Raw genomic sequence first — 17,680 nt, 5'->3', positions numbered from 1 at the left:
TGTCCCGCCGGGCCGTCAGGCCTGCGGATCTGCCACACAGGGCAGAGGGACGGCAGAGCAGGGAAGATCCATGCCCGACTCACTCCCCCGAGCACACCCCGCCGCAAGTTCATCTTCTCCTCGAACTCCAGACAAGCAAACACCCATAACTTCAACCAGTTAATGTGAGTTTTGCTATGTCTACCAATGTTTCTGATACCACCAAATCCAGCCGCCGCGAGCAGCGCTCCAGCGCCCAGACCTTTATCGACAACTTGAAAGGGATGGCTCATCCCAACTCCCGCCGCATCTTTATCCAGGGTTCTCGCCCTGACATCCGGGTGCCTTTGCGGGAAATCCAGCTGGCCGACACCTTCGTCGGCGGCACCAAGGAGGCTCCCCAGTTCGAGCCCAACGAGCCGGTGCCGGTTTACGATACCTCGGGCCCCTATGGGGAAGAGGCCGCCCCCATCGACGTGCGCCGTGGTCTGCCGCGCCTGCGCGAAGCCTGGGTGCTGGAGCGTGCTGACACCGACGCGCTGGACGGGCTGAGCTCCACCTTCACTCAGGAGCGGCTGGCGGACGAGGGGCTGGATCACCTGCGTTTCGAACATTTGCCGAGCGCCCGCCGCGCCAAGCCGGGCCGCCGGGTCACCCAGCTGCACTATGCCCGCCAAGGCATCGTCACCCCCGAGATGGAATTTATCGCCATCCGCGAGAACATGGGCCGCGAGCGAGTGCGCTCCGAGCTCCTGCGCACCCAGCATCCGGGTCAGGGCTTTGGCGCCAGACTGCCCCAGAACATCACCCCCGAGTTCGTGCGCGATGAGGTGGCTGCCGGTCGCGCCATCATCCCCAGCAACATCAACCACCCGGAAGCAGAGCCCATGATCATCGGCCGCAACTTCCTGGTGAAGATCAACGCCAACATCGGCAACTCGGCGGTCACTTCCAGCATCGAAGAGGAAGTGGAGAAGCTGGTGTGGTCCACCCGCTGGGGCGCCGACACCGTGATGGATCTCTCCACCGGCCGCTATATCCACGAGACCCGCGAGTGGATCCTGCGCAACAGCCCGGTGCCCATCGGTACCGTGCCCATCTATCAGGCGCTGGAGAAGACCAACGGCATCGCTGAAGACCTCACCTGGGAGCTGTTCCGCGACACCCTGCTGGAGCAGGCCGAGCAGGGGGTGGACTACTTCACCATCCACGCCGGCGTCTTGCTGCGCTTCGTGCCCATGACCGCCAAGCGCCTCACCGGCATCGTTTCGCGCGGTGGCAGCATCATGGCCAAGTGGTGCCTGTCGCACCACAAGGAGAACTTCCTCTACGAGCACTTCCGCGAGATCTGCGAGATCTGCGCCGCCTACGACGTGAGCTTGTCGCTGGGTGACGGTCTGCGTCCGGGCTCCGTCTACGACGCCAACGACGAGGCCCAGTTCGCCGAGCTGCGCACCCTGGGCGAGCTCACCAAAATTGCCTGGGAATACGACGTGCAGGTGATGATCGAGGGGCCTGGTCACGTGCCCATGCACATGATCGAGCGCAATATGACCGAGCAGCTCGAGCACTGCCACGAGGCGCCGTTCTATACCCTGGGCCCGCTCACCACCGACATTGCCCCGGGGTACGATCACTTCACCTCCGGCATCGGCGCCGCGCTCATCGGCTGGTACGGCTGCGCCATGCTCTGCTACGTGACCCCCAAGGAGCACCTGGGCCTGCCCAACAAGGAGGACGTGAAGCAGGGGCTGATTACCTACAAGATCGCCGCCCACGCCGCCGATCTGGCCAAGGGCCACCCGGGCGCCCAGATCCGCGACAACGCCATGTCCAAGGCGCGCTTCGAGTTCCGCTGGGAGGATCAGTTCAACCTGGCCCTGGATCCCGACACCGCCCGCGCCTACCACGACGAGACCCTGCCTCAGGAGTCCGGCAAGGTGGCCCACTTCTGCTCCATGTGCGGGCCCAAGTTCTGCTCCATGAAGATCACCCAGGACGTGCGCGACTATGCCGCCAAGCTGGAAGCCGTAGAGATAAAGCTGGTCGGCATGGACGGTCAGCAGGAGCGGGTGGTGGCCGAGGTGGAGAGCGGCATGGCCCGCATGGCAGAAACCTTCAAGGAGACCGGCGGCGAGATCTACCATCAGGCGGCGACCCTGAAGCAGGCCGCAGGGGAGGAGGCGTGAGCAGCGAGCGCGGGGCTGTCAGCCCCGCCGACCTGTCGCCTGTGACGCAGGCCCGCCCCGTGGTCTGGACCATCGCCGGGTCCGACTCCGGCGGCGGGGCCGGCATTCAGGCCGACTTGCACGCGATGCATGACCTCGGCGTGCACGGCTGCTCCGTCATCTCCGCCATCACGGCCCAGAACTCGGTGGCGGTGAAGATGGTCGACCCCGTGCTGATGCAGACCTTCGCCGCCCAGATCGATGCCCTGGGGCTGGATCTGCCACCCGCCGCCATCAAGATCGGCCTGCTGCCGACCCGGCTGCATGTGGAGGTGCTGGCACGCAGGTTGTCGACCGTCGAGGCTCCCTTCGTGGTCTACGACCCGGTGGCCATCGCCAGCACCGGCACCCCCATGGCGGAGCCCGGCATGCTGGTGGCGGTGCGCGAGCACCTGCTGCCGCGCCTCTCCTTGATCACCCCCAATGGTCCCGAGCTGGAAGCCCTGACCGGCCTGCCCGCCACCAGTCCCGAGCTGGTGCGCCTCGCCGCCCGGCGGCTGCGCGAACTCGGCGCTCGCGCCGTGCTGGTCAAGGGGGGCCACCTTGAATGGGGCGGGGATCTCTGCCTCGACTACTACCAGGATGAGACCCGCGAATTCTGGCTCGCCGCGCCGCGCCTCGATACCCGCCACGGTCACGGCACCGGCTGCTGTTACGCCAGCGCCATCGCCGCCGTGGTGGCGCAGGACTATCCGGTGGAGGACGCCATCACCCTGGCGCGCGCCTACCTGCAACAGGGCTTGGCGGCGGCGCAAGGGGTGGGGGCAGGCCCGGGGCCCATCGCCCATCTCGGCTGGCCTGCCGATCTGGCCCACTTCCCCCGTGCCGTGCTGGCGGGCTCACCGCTCGATCGCCGCTTTGGATTGTATGAAGCGAGCAGCGCCCGTCTGCCGCAGGGCCCCTTTGCGCCGACCGAACACAACCTTGGCCTCTATCCGGTGGTGGACTCGGTCAAGTGGCTCAAACGCCTGCTGGGGGCCGGGGTCAAGACCATCCAGCTGCGGATCAAGAATCTGCCCGCCACAGAGGTGGCGCCGGCCATTCGTGATGCGGTCGCGCTCGGTCGCCGCCATGGGGCGCGGCTCTTTATCAACGACTACTGGCAGCAGGCCATCGAGGCGGGCGCCTGGGGCGTGCATCTGGGGCAGGAGGATATGGAGACCGCCGATCTCGCCGCCATTCAGGCGGCGGGGCTGCGTCTTGGCATCTCCACCCACGGCTACTTCGAGCTGATGCGGGCCCGCGAGCTTGCCCCTTCCTATATCGCGCTGGGCCATATCTTCCCGACCAACACCAAAGCGATGCCTTCGCGCCCCCAGGGGCTGGCGCGGCTGCACCACTACCGCGCCCTGATGTGCGACTGGCCGACGGTGGCCATCGGTGGCATCAGCGAGGAGCGGGTGGCGGCGGTCAAGGCAAGCGGGGTCGGCAGCATTGCGCTGGTCTCGGCCATCACGGCGAGCGATGACTGGCAGGGCGCGACCGAGCGGCTGCTCGCTGCCGTGGGGGCGGGGGATGAACCGCGCTCGGCCTGCGTGATACGGGAGGCAGAACATGCGCTCTGATGCCGCTTCTCTTAGTGACAAAGAGTATCTGAGATACGGCCGCCAGCTGATGCTGGCGGAAGTGGGGGAAGCCGGTCAGGCGCGGCTCAAGGATAAGTCCGTGCTGATCGTGGGCTTGGGCGGGCTCGGCTCGCCGCTCGCCCTCTATCTGGCGGGGGCCGGGGTGGGCACTTTGTGGCTGGCCGATGGCGATACGGTGGACTCCAGCAATCTGCCGCGCCAGATCCTGTTCGATAGCGAGGCGGTCAACCACTCCAAGGCGGAGCTGGCCCGCGAGCGCTTGGCCGCCCACAACCCGCTGGTGGAGCTGATTGCCATCAATCAGCGACTCGATGCCGCCAGCCTGCCGGAGTTTGTGGCCGAGGTGGATCTGGTTGTCGACTGCTGCGACAACCTCGTCACCCGCCAGGCCATCAACGCCGCCTGCGTGGCCCAGGGCAAGCCCTGGATCTCCGCTGCCGCGGTGGGTTGGCAGGGGCAGCTGATGGCGCGCACCAGCAGTGAGCACGCCTGCTACGCCTGCCTCTATCCGCAGGATACCAAGATCAAGGAGAGCTGCGAGACCAGCGGCGTCACCGGCCCGCTGGTCGGGGTGATGGGCTCTTTGCAGGCGCTGGAGGCGCTGAAACTGCTGCTCGGGATGCCGAGCCCGGTCGCTGGTACATTGCGCCGTTTCGATGCTTTGACCCATCAGTGGCAGACCCTCACGCTGGCTCCCGACCCCGATTGCCCGGTCTGCGGCAGCACCCACCCGGCTCAGGAGAATTAACCATGAAGATCCGATTGAACGATATCGAGCTGACGCTGCCCACCGGTCAGCGCCTGACTGAGCTGCTGGCGGTGCAGGAGATTTCCCCTCAGGGGGTAGCGGTGGCCCTCAATGGCGCCGTGCTGCCCCGTGGCCGCTGGGCCGAGACCCGTCTCAATGACGGGGACGAACTCCACCTCTTCACCGCCATCGCGGGAGGCTGATCCATGATGCTCGCAGTCCCATCTTCGCGTGCTCTGCCTTGCGGCGGGGCCTCATCTCTTCTTATCGCAGTGGCCGGAGGCTGACATGCTCAAAATTGCCGATCACACCTTCTCTTCGCGCCTCTTCACCGGCACCGGCAAGTTTGCCCGCCCGGAACTGATGGCCGCCGCCATCGAGGCAAGTGGCTCCCAGCTGGTCACCATGGGCATCAAGCGGCTCGAACCGGGCAAGGCCCACGACGATATCCTCACGCCCCTTCGGCAACTCGGTGTCAAGCTGCTGCCCAACACCTCGGGGGCCAAGACCGCCGCCGAGGCGGTATTTGCCGCCCATCTGGCCCGCGAGGCGCTGGGGACGAACTGGCTCAAGCTCGAGATCCACCCCGATCCTCGTTACCTGCTGCCAGACCCCATAGAGACCCTCAAAGCCGCCGAGCAGCTGGTGAAAGAGGGCTTTGTGGTGCTGCCCTACTGCGGTGCCGACCCCGTGCTGTGCAAGCGGCTCGAAGAGGTGGGCTGCGCTGCCGTGATGCCGCTGGGCGCCCCCATCGGTTCCAATCAGGGGCTGGTGACCCGGGAGTTTCTCTCCATCATCGTCGAGCAGGCCAATGTGCCCGTGGTGGTGGATGCGGGGATCGGTGCGCCGAGCCACGCCGCCGCCGCCTTTGAACTGGGGGCCGATGCCGTGCTGGTCAACACCGCCATTGCGGTGAGCGGCGACCCGGTCGCCATGGGCCGCGCCTTTGCGCTGGCCTGCACTGCCGGGCGCAGCGCCTATAAGGCGGGCCTCGGCGCCCGCGCCCTGCAGGCCCAGGCCTCCAGCCCGCTTACCGATTTTCTGGGGGCGTTATGAGTCAGCATGCCAATGACCCCACCCCGATCCTCCCCTTGCCAGGGGAGGGAGTGTCGACTCCGCCCTCTTGTGAAGTAGGAGATCGGGGGGGCGGATTAACACCTCCCCCTTGTGAAGGGGGAGGCCGGGAGGGGGTTGAGAGAAAGTTGGAGAGTTTTCTCGATAGATGGCTCGAGCTGGAGTGGGACGATATCGGCATGCAGATCCGCGCCAAGACCGCCGCCGATGTAGAGCGGGCGCTGACTACCTCCCGCCGCACCCTGAGCGATTTTATGGCGCTGATCTCCCCGGCCGCCGAGGCGTATTTGCCGCAGATGGCAGCCGAGGCCGAGCGCCTGACCCGCCAGCGCTTTGGCAACACCATCGGCTTCTATGTGCCGCTCTATCTGTCGAACCTGTGCGCCAACGACTGCACCTACTGCGGCTTCTCCATGAGCAACCGCTTGAAGCGCAAGACCTTGAATAGCGAGGAGATTGAGCGCGAGTGTCTGGCCATCAAGGAGCGCGGTTTTGACAGCGTGCTGCTGGTGACCGGCGAGCACGAGCACAAGGTGGGGCTCGCCTACTTTCGGCAGGTGTTGCCCATCATCCGCCGTCACTTCAGCACGGTGGGGATGGAGGTGCAGCCCCTCTCTCAGGACGAATACGCCGAGCTGAAAACCCTCGGCCTCGATTCGGTCATGGTCTATCAGGAGACCTACCACGCCCCCACCTACGCCCGCCATCACCTGCGCGGCAACAAGCGGGACATCGCATGGCGCCTCGCCACGCCGGATCGGCTCGGTCGCGCCGGTATCGACAAGATCGGGCTGGGGGCGCTCATCGGTCTCTCTGCGGACTGGCGTGCCGACAGCTACTTTGTCGCCGAGCACCTCGCCTGGCTAGAGCGTCACCACTGGCAGAGCCGCTACTCGCTCTCCTTCCCGCGCCTGCGCCCCTGCACCGGTGGGCTGGAGCCTGCCGTGGTCATGTCGGATCGCCAACTGGCCCAGCTTATCTGCGCATGGCGTCTCTTCTCGCCCACGCTGGATTTGTCCCTCTCCACCCGCGAGTCCGCCACCTTTCGCAACGGCGCGGTGCGTCTTGGCATCACCCAGATGTCGGCCGAGTCGCGCACCCAGCCGGGTGGCTATGCCGAGGGGGATACAGAGGAGCTGGAGCAGTTCGCCATCCATGACGATCGCCCTGTGGGGGAAGTGGCCGCCGCCGTGCGGCAGGCGGGGTTGCAACCGGTGTTCAAGGACTGGGAACCCTTCTTGGGCCGATAGGGGCGGCCACGCCCCCCTTTGCCGTGCAGGACGCGAGGCCGCTGGCCTCGAAGGGGTTTCGCCCGCCCTTCGGGCTTGGGCGAGTAACTTTTCTTTGCGTGGCCAAAGAAAAGTCACCAATCGAGCGGCCACCCCCGCTTATTCGCCCGACTTCGTCGGGTTCCTTCGTCTCACCCGCTTGTCCGACGGCACGCGCCGACGGGCCTCTGGCCTTCGCCATCCATGGCTTCGGCCAAAGCCCGCTTCGAACATCCCTGTTCTCGCGCCAAATCGGGTCGAGCTGCGCTCGCCCTTTTCCGATTTGGCCCATGGCCCGGCGCCGCTCGCTCGACATCCTGTCTCGCGGCCTGGACAAGCGGGTTCGTCTCAGCGAATAAGAGGGGGAACCAAGACCGCGCCCGATCTTGGCCAGTTAGTACGGTGTGCGTTGTAATGCTCGTTCATGTCACACCTCTCAATATCAACAGGGAAATATCCCCAACTATCTGATATATGGCGTAGTATCGGAAATAACTGACTCTGGATGAGGCTTTCAAACTAGCGAAGAAAGACCCTCCAGCGATTCCAATACACAGGTTTCTTGTTCCTATGACGTCGATGTTTTATCTCCCGCGCAAGCTTTCTGGTGATAGCCAGATATACACAGAAGCAGAGCTATTGGCTGCTTCGAAGTTTGTTGTCGTTTTGGCGGAGCCTGGTGGGGGAAAAACCGAGCTGATGGAAAGTCTTGCGCGGCAGTTGGGGACAAAAGCCGTAACCGCAACCCGATTCCGGCATATGGGGGCAGAGGTAGAAAATAGTCCACTGGTGATCGATGCATTCGATGAACTGGCCAAGATAGATCAGTCAGGAATTCACTTAGTTCTAGCTAATGCCTGTAAGGCAAAAGCAACGCGAGTCATCATTTCAAGCCGTTCCAGTGAATGGAGCAATGCAGATACCCAGTTATTCGGCGAGTTTTTTGGGGAGCAACCTCTGGTCGTCAGGCTGTGTGAATTTGATGAGAGCGACCAGCAAGCTATTTTCCTGCATCATTACCCAGAAGAGAACTTCATCGCCTTTCGTTCAGAGGTAATTCGATTTGAACTGGAGCCATTACTGCCCAATCCACTGTTCCTGCAACTGTTTGCGGGTGCCTATATCGAGAGCGATAGACATTTCATCGACAAGCGATCCATTTTCAGCACGGCAGTCGAGCGTCTGGCCAAAGAGGCCAACTCCAGAGTCAGGAGCGCAGCCCACACTCTGACCTCACAGCAAAAAATTGAATTGGCAGCAGAAGTATTCGCCAAGCTACTGTTGTCTGGGGCTGAGGGGGTCAGTACCCAAGAGGCTATGGCAGATCGGATCTACCCGACGCTGGCATCATTGCTTCACCCTATTGCTTCCAGAAACGACATTCTGGCAACACAGCTCTTTAAACCGGGTGAGCGAGTGGATCTGCATCGTCCAGTGCATAAGATCGTTGCCGAATATTGCGCAGCGCACTATCTGACTCAACGGATTGCGGATCCAACCAAACCACTGATGCTTGCAAGCTGTTTCGCCGTCATCGCACCCAACAATACGGTGCGAGATGAATTACGGGGGCTATTGGGCTGGATGGCGGCACTGGGTGACCAAGCTATACAGGAAGAGGCCATCAGGATCGACCCTTATGCTGTGCTGGCCAACGGAGATCCTTCCCAATTGCTTCCTGGCTCAAAACGAATGCTGCTGGCGCAATTGAGGAAATTTGCAGCTCAAGATCCCTACTTCAGGCGGGGTGATTACTGGCGCAGGTTCAGCATCGCTGGTTTCTTCACGCAGGATGTGGCAGACGAACTAAAGCCACTGCTAGCAACTGGTGATGAAGGACATTTGCGCGACTTGATTCTTGAATTGCTGGCGGGGTCTTCGGCAATCGACTCACTGCAAGATGAATTGCACCAACTCGCCTTAGCTTCGCAAGAAAGCGCCCATACACGTATTCTGGCAACGAGATGCTTGCTCAAGATAACAGGCCGCGATCACTACGCAGACTTGGCCAGTCTCATTATTGAAGCGAGTGAAGTATCGCTTGAGATCGCGGCAGAAATCATTATTGCGTTGGGGTATCAAACATTCGAAAGGCAGTATTTATCTGATTTTCTTCTGGTTTGTGCAACGCTTTATCCTGGCCATGACGTACGAGAACGTACCATCGGGGCCCGCTACTTTATAAAAAAGTTTATTGCCAAAATTGATTTGGGATCTACCGAGTGGCTATTGGATGAATTGACCCGAGACCTTGCCTGCCATTGTGGTAAAAAATGCTACGAATGTGATTGTCGTAACGGTATAAGCAAAATCGCCGGCGCACTGCTTGATCACTATTTTGATACGGCTCAAGCACCATTTGATCCAGTGAAAGTTTGGCGGTGGACACAGGGTCTTAATTTTCATAAAAGTAAGAGGCCAGATGAAAGCAGTTCTGTTCGCACACTGTGTGCAGACCACCTTTTAAGGCAAGGTGTTATCGAGCTGGCATTTTCTAAGCTAATAGATAGAGACGATATTTTTCATACTAGACTGTATAATTTTGGCTGGCATGCTCACTCCGGACTAACTTTTCAATCGACAGATTATGAATTTATTGTAGACCTTGCTTTTGAAATGGAAAATGTAACGCTATGGGGATTTTTTATTGAAAGGCACCAATATTACCGCAAAAGTGAAGAGCGAGGGGCGAATGCTCTCAGGCGGCACATGCGTGAGCAAGCTTTGTTAAAGCCGGAGTTTATGAAGCTATGGGCAAGGTCTAACAAGGTAGCTAAGGAAGAGTTTCGATGGGAACATTATGAACGGAGTCGCAAACTAGCAAGGAAAATTAGGTGTCGTAACAAAAAGGATATGGCAGTACATGCAGCCAATATAAAGTATATAGAAGAGAATCGAGCGTTAGTTGAAAGTGGTCGTCATTGGGGGTGGTTGGTTCATTTTTCAGAACTTTTGTTGATGGCGCCAGACAGGATTGAATTGGAGTGTGGTGACAAAAATATTGTTCATAATGCTCTTATAAATTGTCTAGATTTTATTGCGCCGAATATACCAACTTTAAATAAGCTTGCAGAACTGCAGTGTGCTTCGCAGTACCTTAAAGTGGAAGTTATTCTCTATGCAGCCTGTATTGAAATTATGCGTGTCAACGGTAATCTGGAGGTCGTTGAATCTAGATTGTTGTCCGCGTTACGAACCAATATAAATATGGGTTATAGTGCAATATCAAATGAAGAAAGAGACCTGCTTAAAGCTGAAGTGGATCGCCTCATATTTTCCAACCCGGCAAAAGCAGAGAACTTTATTCGACAGTATCTAGAACCCCAACTTGTAAATAAAGCATGTAACAATACTGAGCTCTGGTTATTAAAAAGAGATGACAATTTCAGCCATCTACGCGCATCTCTTTCAATTGAGTGGCTCCAAAGTTATCCAGAACTAAATCTTTCTACATTGAGTGAACTTTTTGACATTGCTGCTCAGTATGGAGATCGTACTGACTTGAATGAGATTATTGCTAGTCGCTGTGGCGAGTTAATGTCTGTATGGCCTTCCTTAACTGACAATGATGAGATCGAGCAGAAACGTACGTTCTGGCTATTAAGATCGTTTTATTTTATTGAAGATACACCCGAGCAGTATTGGGACTGGCTTAAGAGAGACAGAGACACAGTTTTACTCTTCTATAGGTTCTCTAGCAGCATAAACAGGAGTGAAAATCCAAGCTGGCCTGCCTTAACTGCGGGTAAATCATATAACATATTGGACGCATTTATTGAACAGTGGCCAAAGGTAGATTTGCCTAGTGGCTGGGGAAGTGATAGCCCCCAAGATGAGAAAGCCTATCGATTTTTAAAGGACTTACTCTGGTCATTCAATACAGATGATGGAGCATCATACATTAAATTGTTACTCGCTGATCCTCGCTTTTCCGACTTCCATATGGATTTGCAGAGCATCTATGCCACCCAAATAAGGAAGAGGGCATTGCGAGATTTTACTCCTCCGCTGCCACAAGAAATCATCAAGCTGCTGGATGGTAATGAAGTCGTCACAGTGGAAGGCTTGCGCAAGCTGGTTCTTTACGAGTTGCAACGATATCAGCAAGATATAAATGGGGGCGAGTTCAATTCAGCAGAGCGCTTTTACGAAAAAGATGAAAGGCTGGATGAAGTGCGTTCAACCGAAATCATTGCTGAACGTATCAAGTTACGGCTTGAGCCCCAAAGCATCACCGTCACACCGGAACATCAGCTAAAAGATCGAAATCGGAGTGATTTCACTGTCACCAAGATGATTGGCGGTCAGAGACGGCTATTGGTGACGGAGGTCAAGGGGCAATGGCATCGAGAACTTTACACTGCCGCATCAGCCCAGCTCTATGAGCGTTATTCCATCCACCCAGATGCCGAACAGCAAGGCATATTCTTGGTTATCTGGTTTGGTGCTGACGAGGTGGTTGCAGGGAGAAAGAGTCATGGTATTGAATCTGCCGAGATACTGAAATCAGATATTGAGGAAAAACTCCCAGCCGAGTTATTAGGGCTAATTGACGTGTTTGTGTTGGATGTTTCTCGTTCATAAGTGGTCAATCTGGGGAAAGGAGTCTCGATATTGTGGGGGGGGCTGCGGATTGATGTTGCTTGGTTGAGATTCACATGACATCTGTATTGTGTTCTTGTCCTGCCTTATACACCTGTCTGGGCCAATCCCTGTCGCCTGATTGCCGGCTGCGCATCGACCCGGAGCCGGTTTGTCTCTAGCATGGGAGGGATGCGGGGCTGGTGCTCCGCCCCCACGGGCTTTTGGCGAAGTCCGTCCTGCGGACTTCTGGCGGAGAGAAAAGATGAAGCTGCGTTCCTTGTTGATGGTGGGTGCCCTGCTGCTGGGCGGATGTGCGGTCAATCCCTATGGGGGGACGCCTGCGCCGGTCGGCGAGCCGGACAAGCCGGTGACCAAACCAGAGAAACCCGTGGCCGAGCCTGACAAGGCCGAGCCGGTGCCTGCTCCCAAACCCGTGGCACCGACGGGGCTGGCGGTCGCCCTGGCCGATGACTTCCTGAAGGCCGCCGATGTGCAGGCGCTGGCGGGCAGCAGCCCGGTACTGCTGCTGATGGCGCCCCAGAACGGTACAGGTGAGCCCTTCAGCACCCAGCCCCTGGCGGTGGCCATGATCCAGCGCATTCAGGCCAATAGCGGCTTTCGTTTCGCAGACCCGGGCCAGGTGGCGGCCATCACGGGTCAGCTCGAATACCAGCAGGGGGGCATGAACCCCGCCTCCCTGGTGCGCCTGGGTCGCCAGACCGGGGCGGGTTACATGCTCTACGGGGATCTCCTCTCTGAAGGGGGCCGCTACCGGCTCGCCATGAGCCTGATGGATCTCAAGAGCGGCGAACTGCTCTGGAATGCCAGCCGATCCGCTGCCCGCTGATGTCGGCTCGCCGGATCCCTCTTGACCGGGATCCGGCCCTGCCCCCCTTGTCCGGGGGCGGGAATGCCCCTGTGGCGCCCCTGGCGTCACAGGGGGTGGCATGTCGCACTGCCTGAGGGCAAAAAACCTTCCTGACTGTCTGACAACCCTGGTTCTGACAGCATCCCCGATTGCTACTATTCACTTTGCCGGAGGCTTGTCCGGTGAACACGTCACCGACCGCATCCTTCCCGCCCGGCAGGCAGCTTTCTGCCCCTGTGCGATACTCCATGAGTCTTGTATAACAGGAGTACAGGGACCCACTCCCACGGATAGCAAGGAGCTCGGATGGCGCTCTCAGTGGCACAACTCTACGAAGTGATGGCCCAGTTGCCGGATCCCGTTTTCATCCTCAGCGAAGATGGCTACTACATCGAGTACATCGGCGGGATGGAGCAGCAGTCCTACCAGAACGGCAACCCGCTGATCGGCAGACAACTGCTGGACGTGCTGCCCGAGGACAAGGCGCAGTGGGTGATGGCGCAGGTGGCTCAGGCCCTCGCCAGCGGCCAGGTGCAGGTGGTGGAGTATGACCTCTCCCCCGCCGAGGTGGACGGCATTGACGCCGACGCCGGGCCCCAGGGAATGCAGCGTTTCGAGGGCAAGATAGCGCCCTTGCCCTCTTTATATGAGGGGAAGCGGGCGGTGGCCTGGATGACCCGCAGCATCACCCGCCAGCACGAGCTGCAACAGCGGCTCAAGCGGCTCGGGGAGACGGATCAGCTCACCGGCCTCTACAACCGCCACTTCTTCTTCGACCAGTATCACCACAGGGTGCAGGGGCAGCATCTCACCGGCCTCATCATGCTGGATCTCGATCACTTCAAGCAGATCAACGATCGCTTCGGCCACCAGACCGGTGACAAGGTCTTGTGCCGGGTCTGCGAGTGCGTCTCTGCCCAGTTGCGAGGGGAGGATCTCTTCGTGCGCAGCGGTGGCGAGGAGTTTTTGATCCTGCTGCCGCAGATAGACGAGGGGATATTGCTGAAGGTGGCGGAGCGGATCCGCGCCGCAGTGGCGGCCATGGCGCCGGATCCCGCCCCCGTGACCGTGAGCCTGGGCACCACCCTGATCCGGCCGGGAGAGGATCTTGGCACCGTGCTGGCCCGGGCGGACGAGTGGCTCTATCGGGCCAAGCGGGGTGGGCGCAACCGGGTGGCCCACGATGGGGTGCCCTGAGGGGCGCAGTGAACAGGAAAGAGGGCGACCCGGGGTCGCCCTCTTTCATTTGGCCGGGCCAGATCAGCCGAACAGGGTCGAGATATTCTGCCCCGCCATCAGCAGGCCGATGGCCAGGGCGCTGAACCAGACCAGGGTAGCGGCGACCAGGGCATAGCCGAGGGCGACGAAGAGCCCGTCCCGCTGCAACATGCCGATGGCCAGCAGCAGGATGGCCCAGGCGGGCATGGCGTTGGTGAAGGGAATGGCGCCCAGCGGCAGCATCAGCAGCAGGGCGGCCAGCATGATGAGCAGGCCGTTGCAGCGGTTGATGGTCACGCTGCCGGTCAGGATGAGCAGGCGCGGGCGGATGAAGCGGTCGATGCGGGCCAGCAGATCCGCCCCCTTGTGCAGGGTCGGCTTGAGGTGCTCGGCGGCGAAGCGGCGCTCCATCAGGAAGGCGGGCAGCCAGGGCACCCGGTTGAGGGTGATGCCGATGCCGATGAAGAGGATCAGCAGGCCAAAGGGGGTGCTGACGCCGGGAATGGAGACCGGCAGCAGGAAGGGAACCGTGAGCAGCACGCAAAACAGCAGCATGCCCTGCTCGCCCACCAGGGCCAGCATCTGGCGCAGGCTGATGTGGCTCTCCTCGATGGCGTGGGCGGTGGCCCTCAGGGTATCGGAGAGCGTGCTTTGGGGGTCGTTGAGTTGCGCGGCAACCATTCCTGAGATCCTCGTCTGTTGATGCCACCGCTGTGGCGCTGCCAGCTTACGGGGACGAGGTTAATCCCGGATGAATAACCCCGGGGAGCACAGATTTTTCCATCGGGAGCGGGGCTATGGGGCTGGTACAGCCCCCGTCCAGTGTGGGAGACGGGCGCTCTGATATGCTTTGCGCAGGTCTTTTCACCAAAGGATGAGCACATGAGAGGAGCGATGGGGATGGTGCCGGGGCTGCTGCTGCCCCTGGCGGGCTGGGCAGCCGAGTCCCCGGCGACGGGCTGGCAGCTGACTCCCTTTGCGGGATACAGCTCGGCCATCGACTTTCGGGCCATGGACGAGCCGGCCCCCACGCCGCACGGGAGCGACATCGACACCCTGCAAGGGGAGCGCTCCGGCAGCTGGGGGCTCTTCATCAGCAGGGAGGTGGATGACCCCGGCATGGTGGAGCTGCTCTACAGCCACCAGTCAACCCGGGTGTCCCCCGAACTGCCCGACAGGCTGACGGTGGACACCCTGCAGTTTGCCGGGGCCCTGACCCTCTCTGACAACCTGATGGCCCCCTATATCGGTGCCGGGATCGGGGTCACCCGCTTCGATGCCTACGACAGCGAGACGGCCCCTTCCATGTCCCTGGCCCTCGGGGTGCAGCCGCGCCTGACCGAACATCTGGCCGTGCGGGCCGAGGTGCGCGGTTATGGTGCCCTGGTCAACGACGACAGCCAGTTTCTCTGCAACCCCGAGATCTGCGCCTTTCGGGTGCGAGGGGAGCTCATCACCCAGTGGCAGGCCAATATCGGCTTGACCCTGAGGTTCTGAGCCCCGCTCGGACTAGGCGATGCCCTTGGTGACGCGGCTGAGGGGCTCGTTGACGTCGAACACCTTGTACTGCACCGCGCTGGCGCCCATGGCGAGCACCCGCTGCTCATGCATGGTGGCGTAGGCGAGGGCGCTCCCCTCATCCTCGAACAGATAGATGCCGCCCGCCTCGCCGGTGCGCGGGTTCTCGGTCCAGATCTTGGAGATGAAGCCCGGCTCCCGGGTGATGGAGTCGGCCAGCGGCATGGCCGCAGCAGTGAGGGCCGGTCCCATCATCTCGGCGGGGAAGTTGAAATGGATCTGCAGCAGGCTGGGCATGATAAACCTCTCGTGGGCGTTGATTGACGGAATCCGCATCATAGGAAGTCGGCATCTTGGCTGCAAGAAGGCACATTTTCGTGGCATAGTTACCGCAAAGTAACCACTCGCGAGCCATACCGTGCCCTCACTGCCCTGTCCCGCCTATCAGGTATTGCGCCTGCTGACCGGCAAATGGAAGCCGGCCATTCTGTTTCATCTGCGCGAACAGACCCTGCGCTTTGGCGACTTGCGCCGCTGCCTGCCCGAGGTGAGCCAGAAGGTGCTCACCGCCCAGCTCAAGGAGCTGGAGAGCGACGGTGTCATCATTCGCACCCTCTACCCCGACGTACCGCCCAGGGTGGAGTACAGCCTGAGCCCCCTTGGCGTCGCCCTGATCCCCCTGCTCCAGCAGATGCACGATTTTGCGCTGAACCACGTTGATCTGCTGGCTGGTCAGGGTCCTGTTTCTAGCGAGCCCGCAGCAACCAGCGGCTGAGGGCGGTGGCCGCCAGCAGTCGGTAGCCGAGCAGAGTGAGCGCCAGCAGCGCGGGTACCTTGAGGAGTTCCCACCACACCTGTTTGCCCTGGGGGCCGAAGATCATCAGCCACACCACCAGCATCATGTGCAGACAGTAGAGGCCGAGCACCTTGGGGGCCTGGCGCTCCAGCCAGCTGCCTTTGCCCCATGCGGGGTTGGCCAGCAGCAGGCCGAACAGCCCCAGCGCCCAGGGGAGCGAGCCCAGCAGGAAATCATGACGAGCGAGGGGGACGGCGGCAGCGCGCAGCAGACCTGCGGCCTCCAGGGCGTAGAGCCCCATCCCCGCCATCATCATCAGGGCGCAGCGCCTGGCGTCCGGCTGCCAGGCACGCAGGCGCAGCTCGGCGCCGAGAGCCACGAACAGCAAGGAGAAGAAAGGGCCGTTGCGGGTCAGCAGGGCCCACTCGCCCCCCGGCAGCAGCGGGCCATAGGAGCCGCCGATCAGGGCCAGGGCGTAGAGCAGGGCCCCCAGCAGCAGGGCCAGCCTCGGCAGGCGGACCTGCTGGCAGAGCCCCAGGATCAGCACCGCCACCATCAGGGCGGGCAGGAACCAGAGGTGGATCATGCCGCCCACCCACCAGACGTTGAGCGGATCCCCGAGCTGCATCTGCCACTGGCCTGCCATGGCGGGCAGGTAGCCCTCGCTCACCGCCGCGAGCGGGTTGAAGGGTATCAGCACGTAGAGCAGGCTCCACGCCAGCCAGAGCCCCAGCAGGGGTCGGCAGTAGCGCAGTGCGACCGTCAGCGGGTGGCCTGCGGTGAGGGCGGGCTGCAAGAAGTAACCGGCGCACAGGAAGAACAGCGGCACCGCGAAGCGGCAGAGCTGGTTGATGACGGCCCCGACCAGAGGGTAGGGCGTGCCGTCCCACAGGGCGGGGTCGAAGGGGTTGCTGAAAGGGGAGAGATGGATGGTCATCACGGCCAGGATGGCCACCACTCGCCCGCATTCGATGCTGGAGATGCGCATGATTCCTCGTGGCGTTCGGGAGCTGGGCGCACCCTATCAGCCGCAGGTGCTCCCTATCCAGCCGCCTGGTCGCCAACTGTGACCCCCATCGGCGGCCGGTTACCCTTTGTTACCCGAGGTGCGGGCAAGGTTACCGCCGCCGGGAGCGGGATCCCGTTTTGGTGTCGGTAAAAGGGCTAGAGCAGGGCCACCAGCACGGTGACCAGGGCGCCCAGCAGCAGCAGGGTGATGCCGCGACCGGCGGGGCCGTGCAGCTTGTTCCACATCAGCAGGCTGGTGAGGGCCAGCAGCAGCATGGCCAGGGCCGCCAGATCTCCCACCAGTTGCCAGGGCAGGCCGGTGCCCATGCCACGGTGCAGCCGGTTGAGGCTGGCAGCGAAGTTGGCCTGCTGCAGCTCGGTGCGCACCAGCAGAGTGCCTTCCACATAGCTGGCGGCCACGCTCTGGCTGAGGGTGACACCGCGCAGCTCCCAGCGGGCCGGCAGGGTGAGGGCGCCGGATGGTGTGGGCAGGGTCTGGGGCGGGGTGATCTGGGGTCGCCCCTCCTCGAACATGTCTGCATAACGCTGTTGCAGCAGGGCTTTCAATTCATCCGGGCTGGCCAGCGGCGTGCTCAGTACTATCTCTTCGCTCGACTTGGCGGTGTGGGGACCGGGCAGGGGCTGCACGGCCCTGTGTTGCAGCCAGAGGCCGGTGAGGCCGTAGAGCAGCATCAGGGTGAGGGTGGCAAAGCCTGCCCAGGCGTGGATGCGGCGCACCCACTTGTTGTTGTGCAGGGGGAGTTTTCTGCGTGTCATCGTTCGGTGCTTCATAACAATCTGGCCA

The 17,680-nt window shown here is 61.1% G+C and carries 15 protein-coding genes; 11 read left to right on the top strand and 4 right to left on the bottom strand.

Translation table 11 applies throughout. The features are described 5' to 3' along the window. The first annotated feature begins 176 nt into the window (after positions 1-176). From thiC to AB5Y93_RS08185, 9 genes are all read left to right on the top strand, one after another. Positions 177-2,168 (top strand): phosphomethylpyrimidine synthase ThiC, encoded by a 1,992-nt coding sequence (gene thiC, locus AB5Y93_RS08225; protein WP_069785503.1) that lies wholly within the window; start codon positions 177-179, stop codon positions 2,166-2,168. Then, positions 2,165-3,772 carry a thiamine phosphate synthase gene (gene thiE, locus AB5Y93_RS08220; protein WP_368229157.1) on the top strand — a complete coding sequence of 536 codons (1,608 nt, stop codon included), beginning with the start codon at positions 2,165-2,167 and terminating at the stop codon, positions 3,770-3,772. Before thiC ends, thiE begins: the two co-directional genes overlap by 4 nt. Next, complete coding sequence (locus AB5Y93_RS08215; RefSeq protein WP_368229156.1) at positions 3,762-4,541, top strand: ThiF family adenylyltransferase; 780 nt, start codon at positions 3,762-3,764, stop codon at positions 4,539-4,541. Before thiE ends, AB5Y93_RS08215 begins: the two co-directional genes overlap by 11 nt. A 2-nt stretch (positions 4,542-4,543) precedes the next feature. Further along, positions 4,544-4,744 (top strand): sulfur carrier protein ThiS, encoded by a 201-nt coding sequence (gene thiS / locus AB5Y93_RS08210; RefSeq protein ID WP_010672666.1) that lies wholly within the window; start codon positions 4,544-4,546, stop codon positions 4,742-4,744. An 85-nt stretch (positions 4,745-4,829) separates the two neighbouring features. Further along, positions 4,830-5,597 (top strand): thiazole synthase, encoded by a 768-nt coding sequence (locus tag AB5Y93_RS08205; RefSeq protein WP_368229155.1) that lies wholly within the window; start codon positions 4,830-4,832, stop codon positions 5,595-5,597. Beyond that, entirely contained in the window at positions 5,594-6,865 is a 1,272-nt protein-coding gene (gene thiH, locus AB5Y93_RS08200) for a 2-iminoacetate synthase ThiH (RefSeq protein WP_368229154.1), read from the top strand. Before AB5Y93_RS08205 ends, thiH begins: the two co-directional genes overlap by 4 nt. Before the next feature lie 588 nt (positions 6,866-7,453). Beyond that, positions 7,454-11,467 carry an NACHT domain-containing NTPase gene (locus tag AB5Y93_RS08195; protein WP_368229153.1) on the top strand — a complete coding sequence of 1,338 codons (4,014 nt, stop codon included), beginning with the start codon at positions 7,454-7,456 and terminating at the stop codon, positions 11,465-11,467. A 262-nt stretch (positions 11,468-11,729) separates the two neighbouring features. Continuing rightward, the gene (locus AB5Y93_RS08190; RefSeq protein ID WP_010672673.1) at positions 11,730-12,314 is read left to right on the top strand and encodes a hypothetical protein; all 585 of its coding nucleotides are present in this window, start codon (positions 11,730-11,732) and stop codon (positions 12,312-12,314) included. 327 nt (positions 12,315-12,641) lie between these two features. After that, entirely contained in the window at positions 12,642-13,532 is an 891-nt protein-coding gene (locus AB5Y93_RS08185; protein ID WP_323923054.1) for a diguanylate cyclase, read from the top strand. 63 nt (positions 13,533-13,595) lie between these two features. Here the strand turns inward: AB5Y93_RS08185 and AB5Y93_RS08180 are convergent, their stop codons facing one another. Further along, a complete protein-coding gene (locus AB5Y93_RS08180; protein ID WP_010672675.1) occupies positions 13,596-14,234 on the bottom strand; it encodes an exopolysaccharide biosynthesis protein in 639 nt (212 codons plus the stop codon). Between the two features lie 201 nt (positions 14,235-14,435). Here AB5Y93_RS08180 and AB5Y93_RS08175 point away from each other — a divergent pair, with 201 nt between their 5' ends. Beyond that, complete coding sequence (locus AB5Y93_RS08175; RefSeq protein ID WP_368229152.1) at positions 14,436-15,050, top strand: outer membrane beta-barrel protein; 615 nt, start codon at positions 14,436-14,438, stop codon at positions 15,048-15,050. Between the two features lie 12 nt (positions 15,051-15,062). On the opposite strand, the gene AB5Y93_RS08170 is transcribed toward AB5Y93_RS08175, so the two are convergent. Beyond that, positions 15,063-15,368: a monooxygenase gene (locus AB5Y93_RS08170; protein WP_128296856.1), complete on the bottom strand. Its 306-nt coding sequence runs from the start codon at positions 15,366-15,368 to the stop codon at positions 15,063-15,065. Positions 15,369-15,489: 121 nt separating this feature from the next. Here AB5Y93_RS08170 and AB5Y93_RS08165 point away from each other — a divergent pair, with 121 nt between their 5' ends. Then, positions 15,490-15,846, top strand: coding sequence for a helix-turn-helix domain-containing protein (locus AB5Y93_RS08165; RefSeq protein ID WP_042015355.1), 357 nt, complete (start codon positions 15,490-15,492; stop codon positions 15,844-15,846). On the opposite strand, the gene AB5Y93_RS08160 is transcribed toward AB5Y93_RS08165, so the two are convergent. Then, the gene (locus AB5Y93_RS08160; protein ID WP_284488429.1) at positions 15,818-16,855 is read right to left on the bottom strand and encodes an acyltransferase; all 1,038 of its coding nucleotides are present in this window, start codon (positions 16,853-16,855) and stop codon (positions 15,818-15,820) included. The genes AB5Y93_RS08165 and AB5Y93_RS08160 overlap by 29 nt on opposite strands. A gap of 176 nt (positions 16,856-17,031) precedes the next feature. Next, positions 17,032-17,652 carry a PepSY-associated TM helix domain-containing protein gene (locus AB5Y93_RS08155; protein ID WP_279990218.1) on the bottom strand — a complete coding sequence of 207 codons (621 nt, stop codon included), beginning with the start codon at positions 17,650-17,652 and terminating at the stop codon, positions 17,032-17,034. Positions 17,653-17,680: the final 28 nt, after the last annotated feature.

The sequence above is a fragment of the Aeromonas sp. R10-1 genome (assembly GCF_040908465.1).
GTDB classification, from domain to species: Bacteria; Pseudomonadota; Gammaproteobacteria; order Enterobacterales; family Aeromonadaceae; genus Aeromonas; species Aeromonas caviae.
This window is presented reverse-complemented; position numbering and strand designations above follow the sequence as displayed.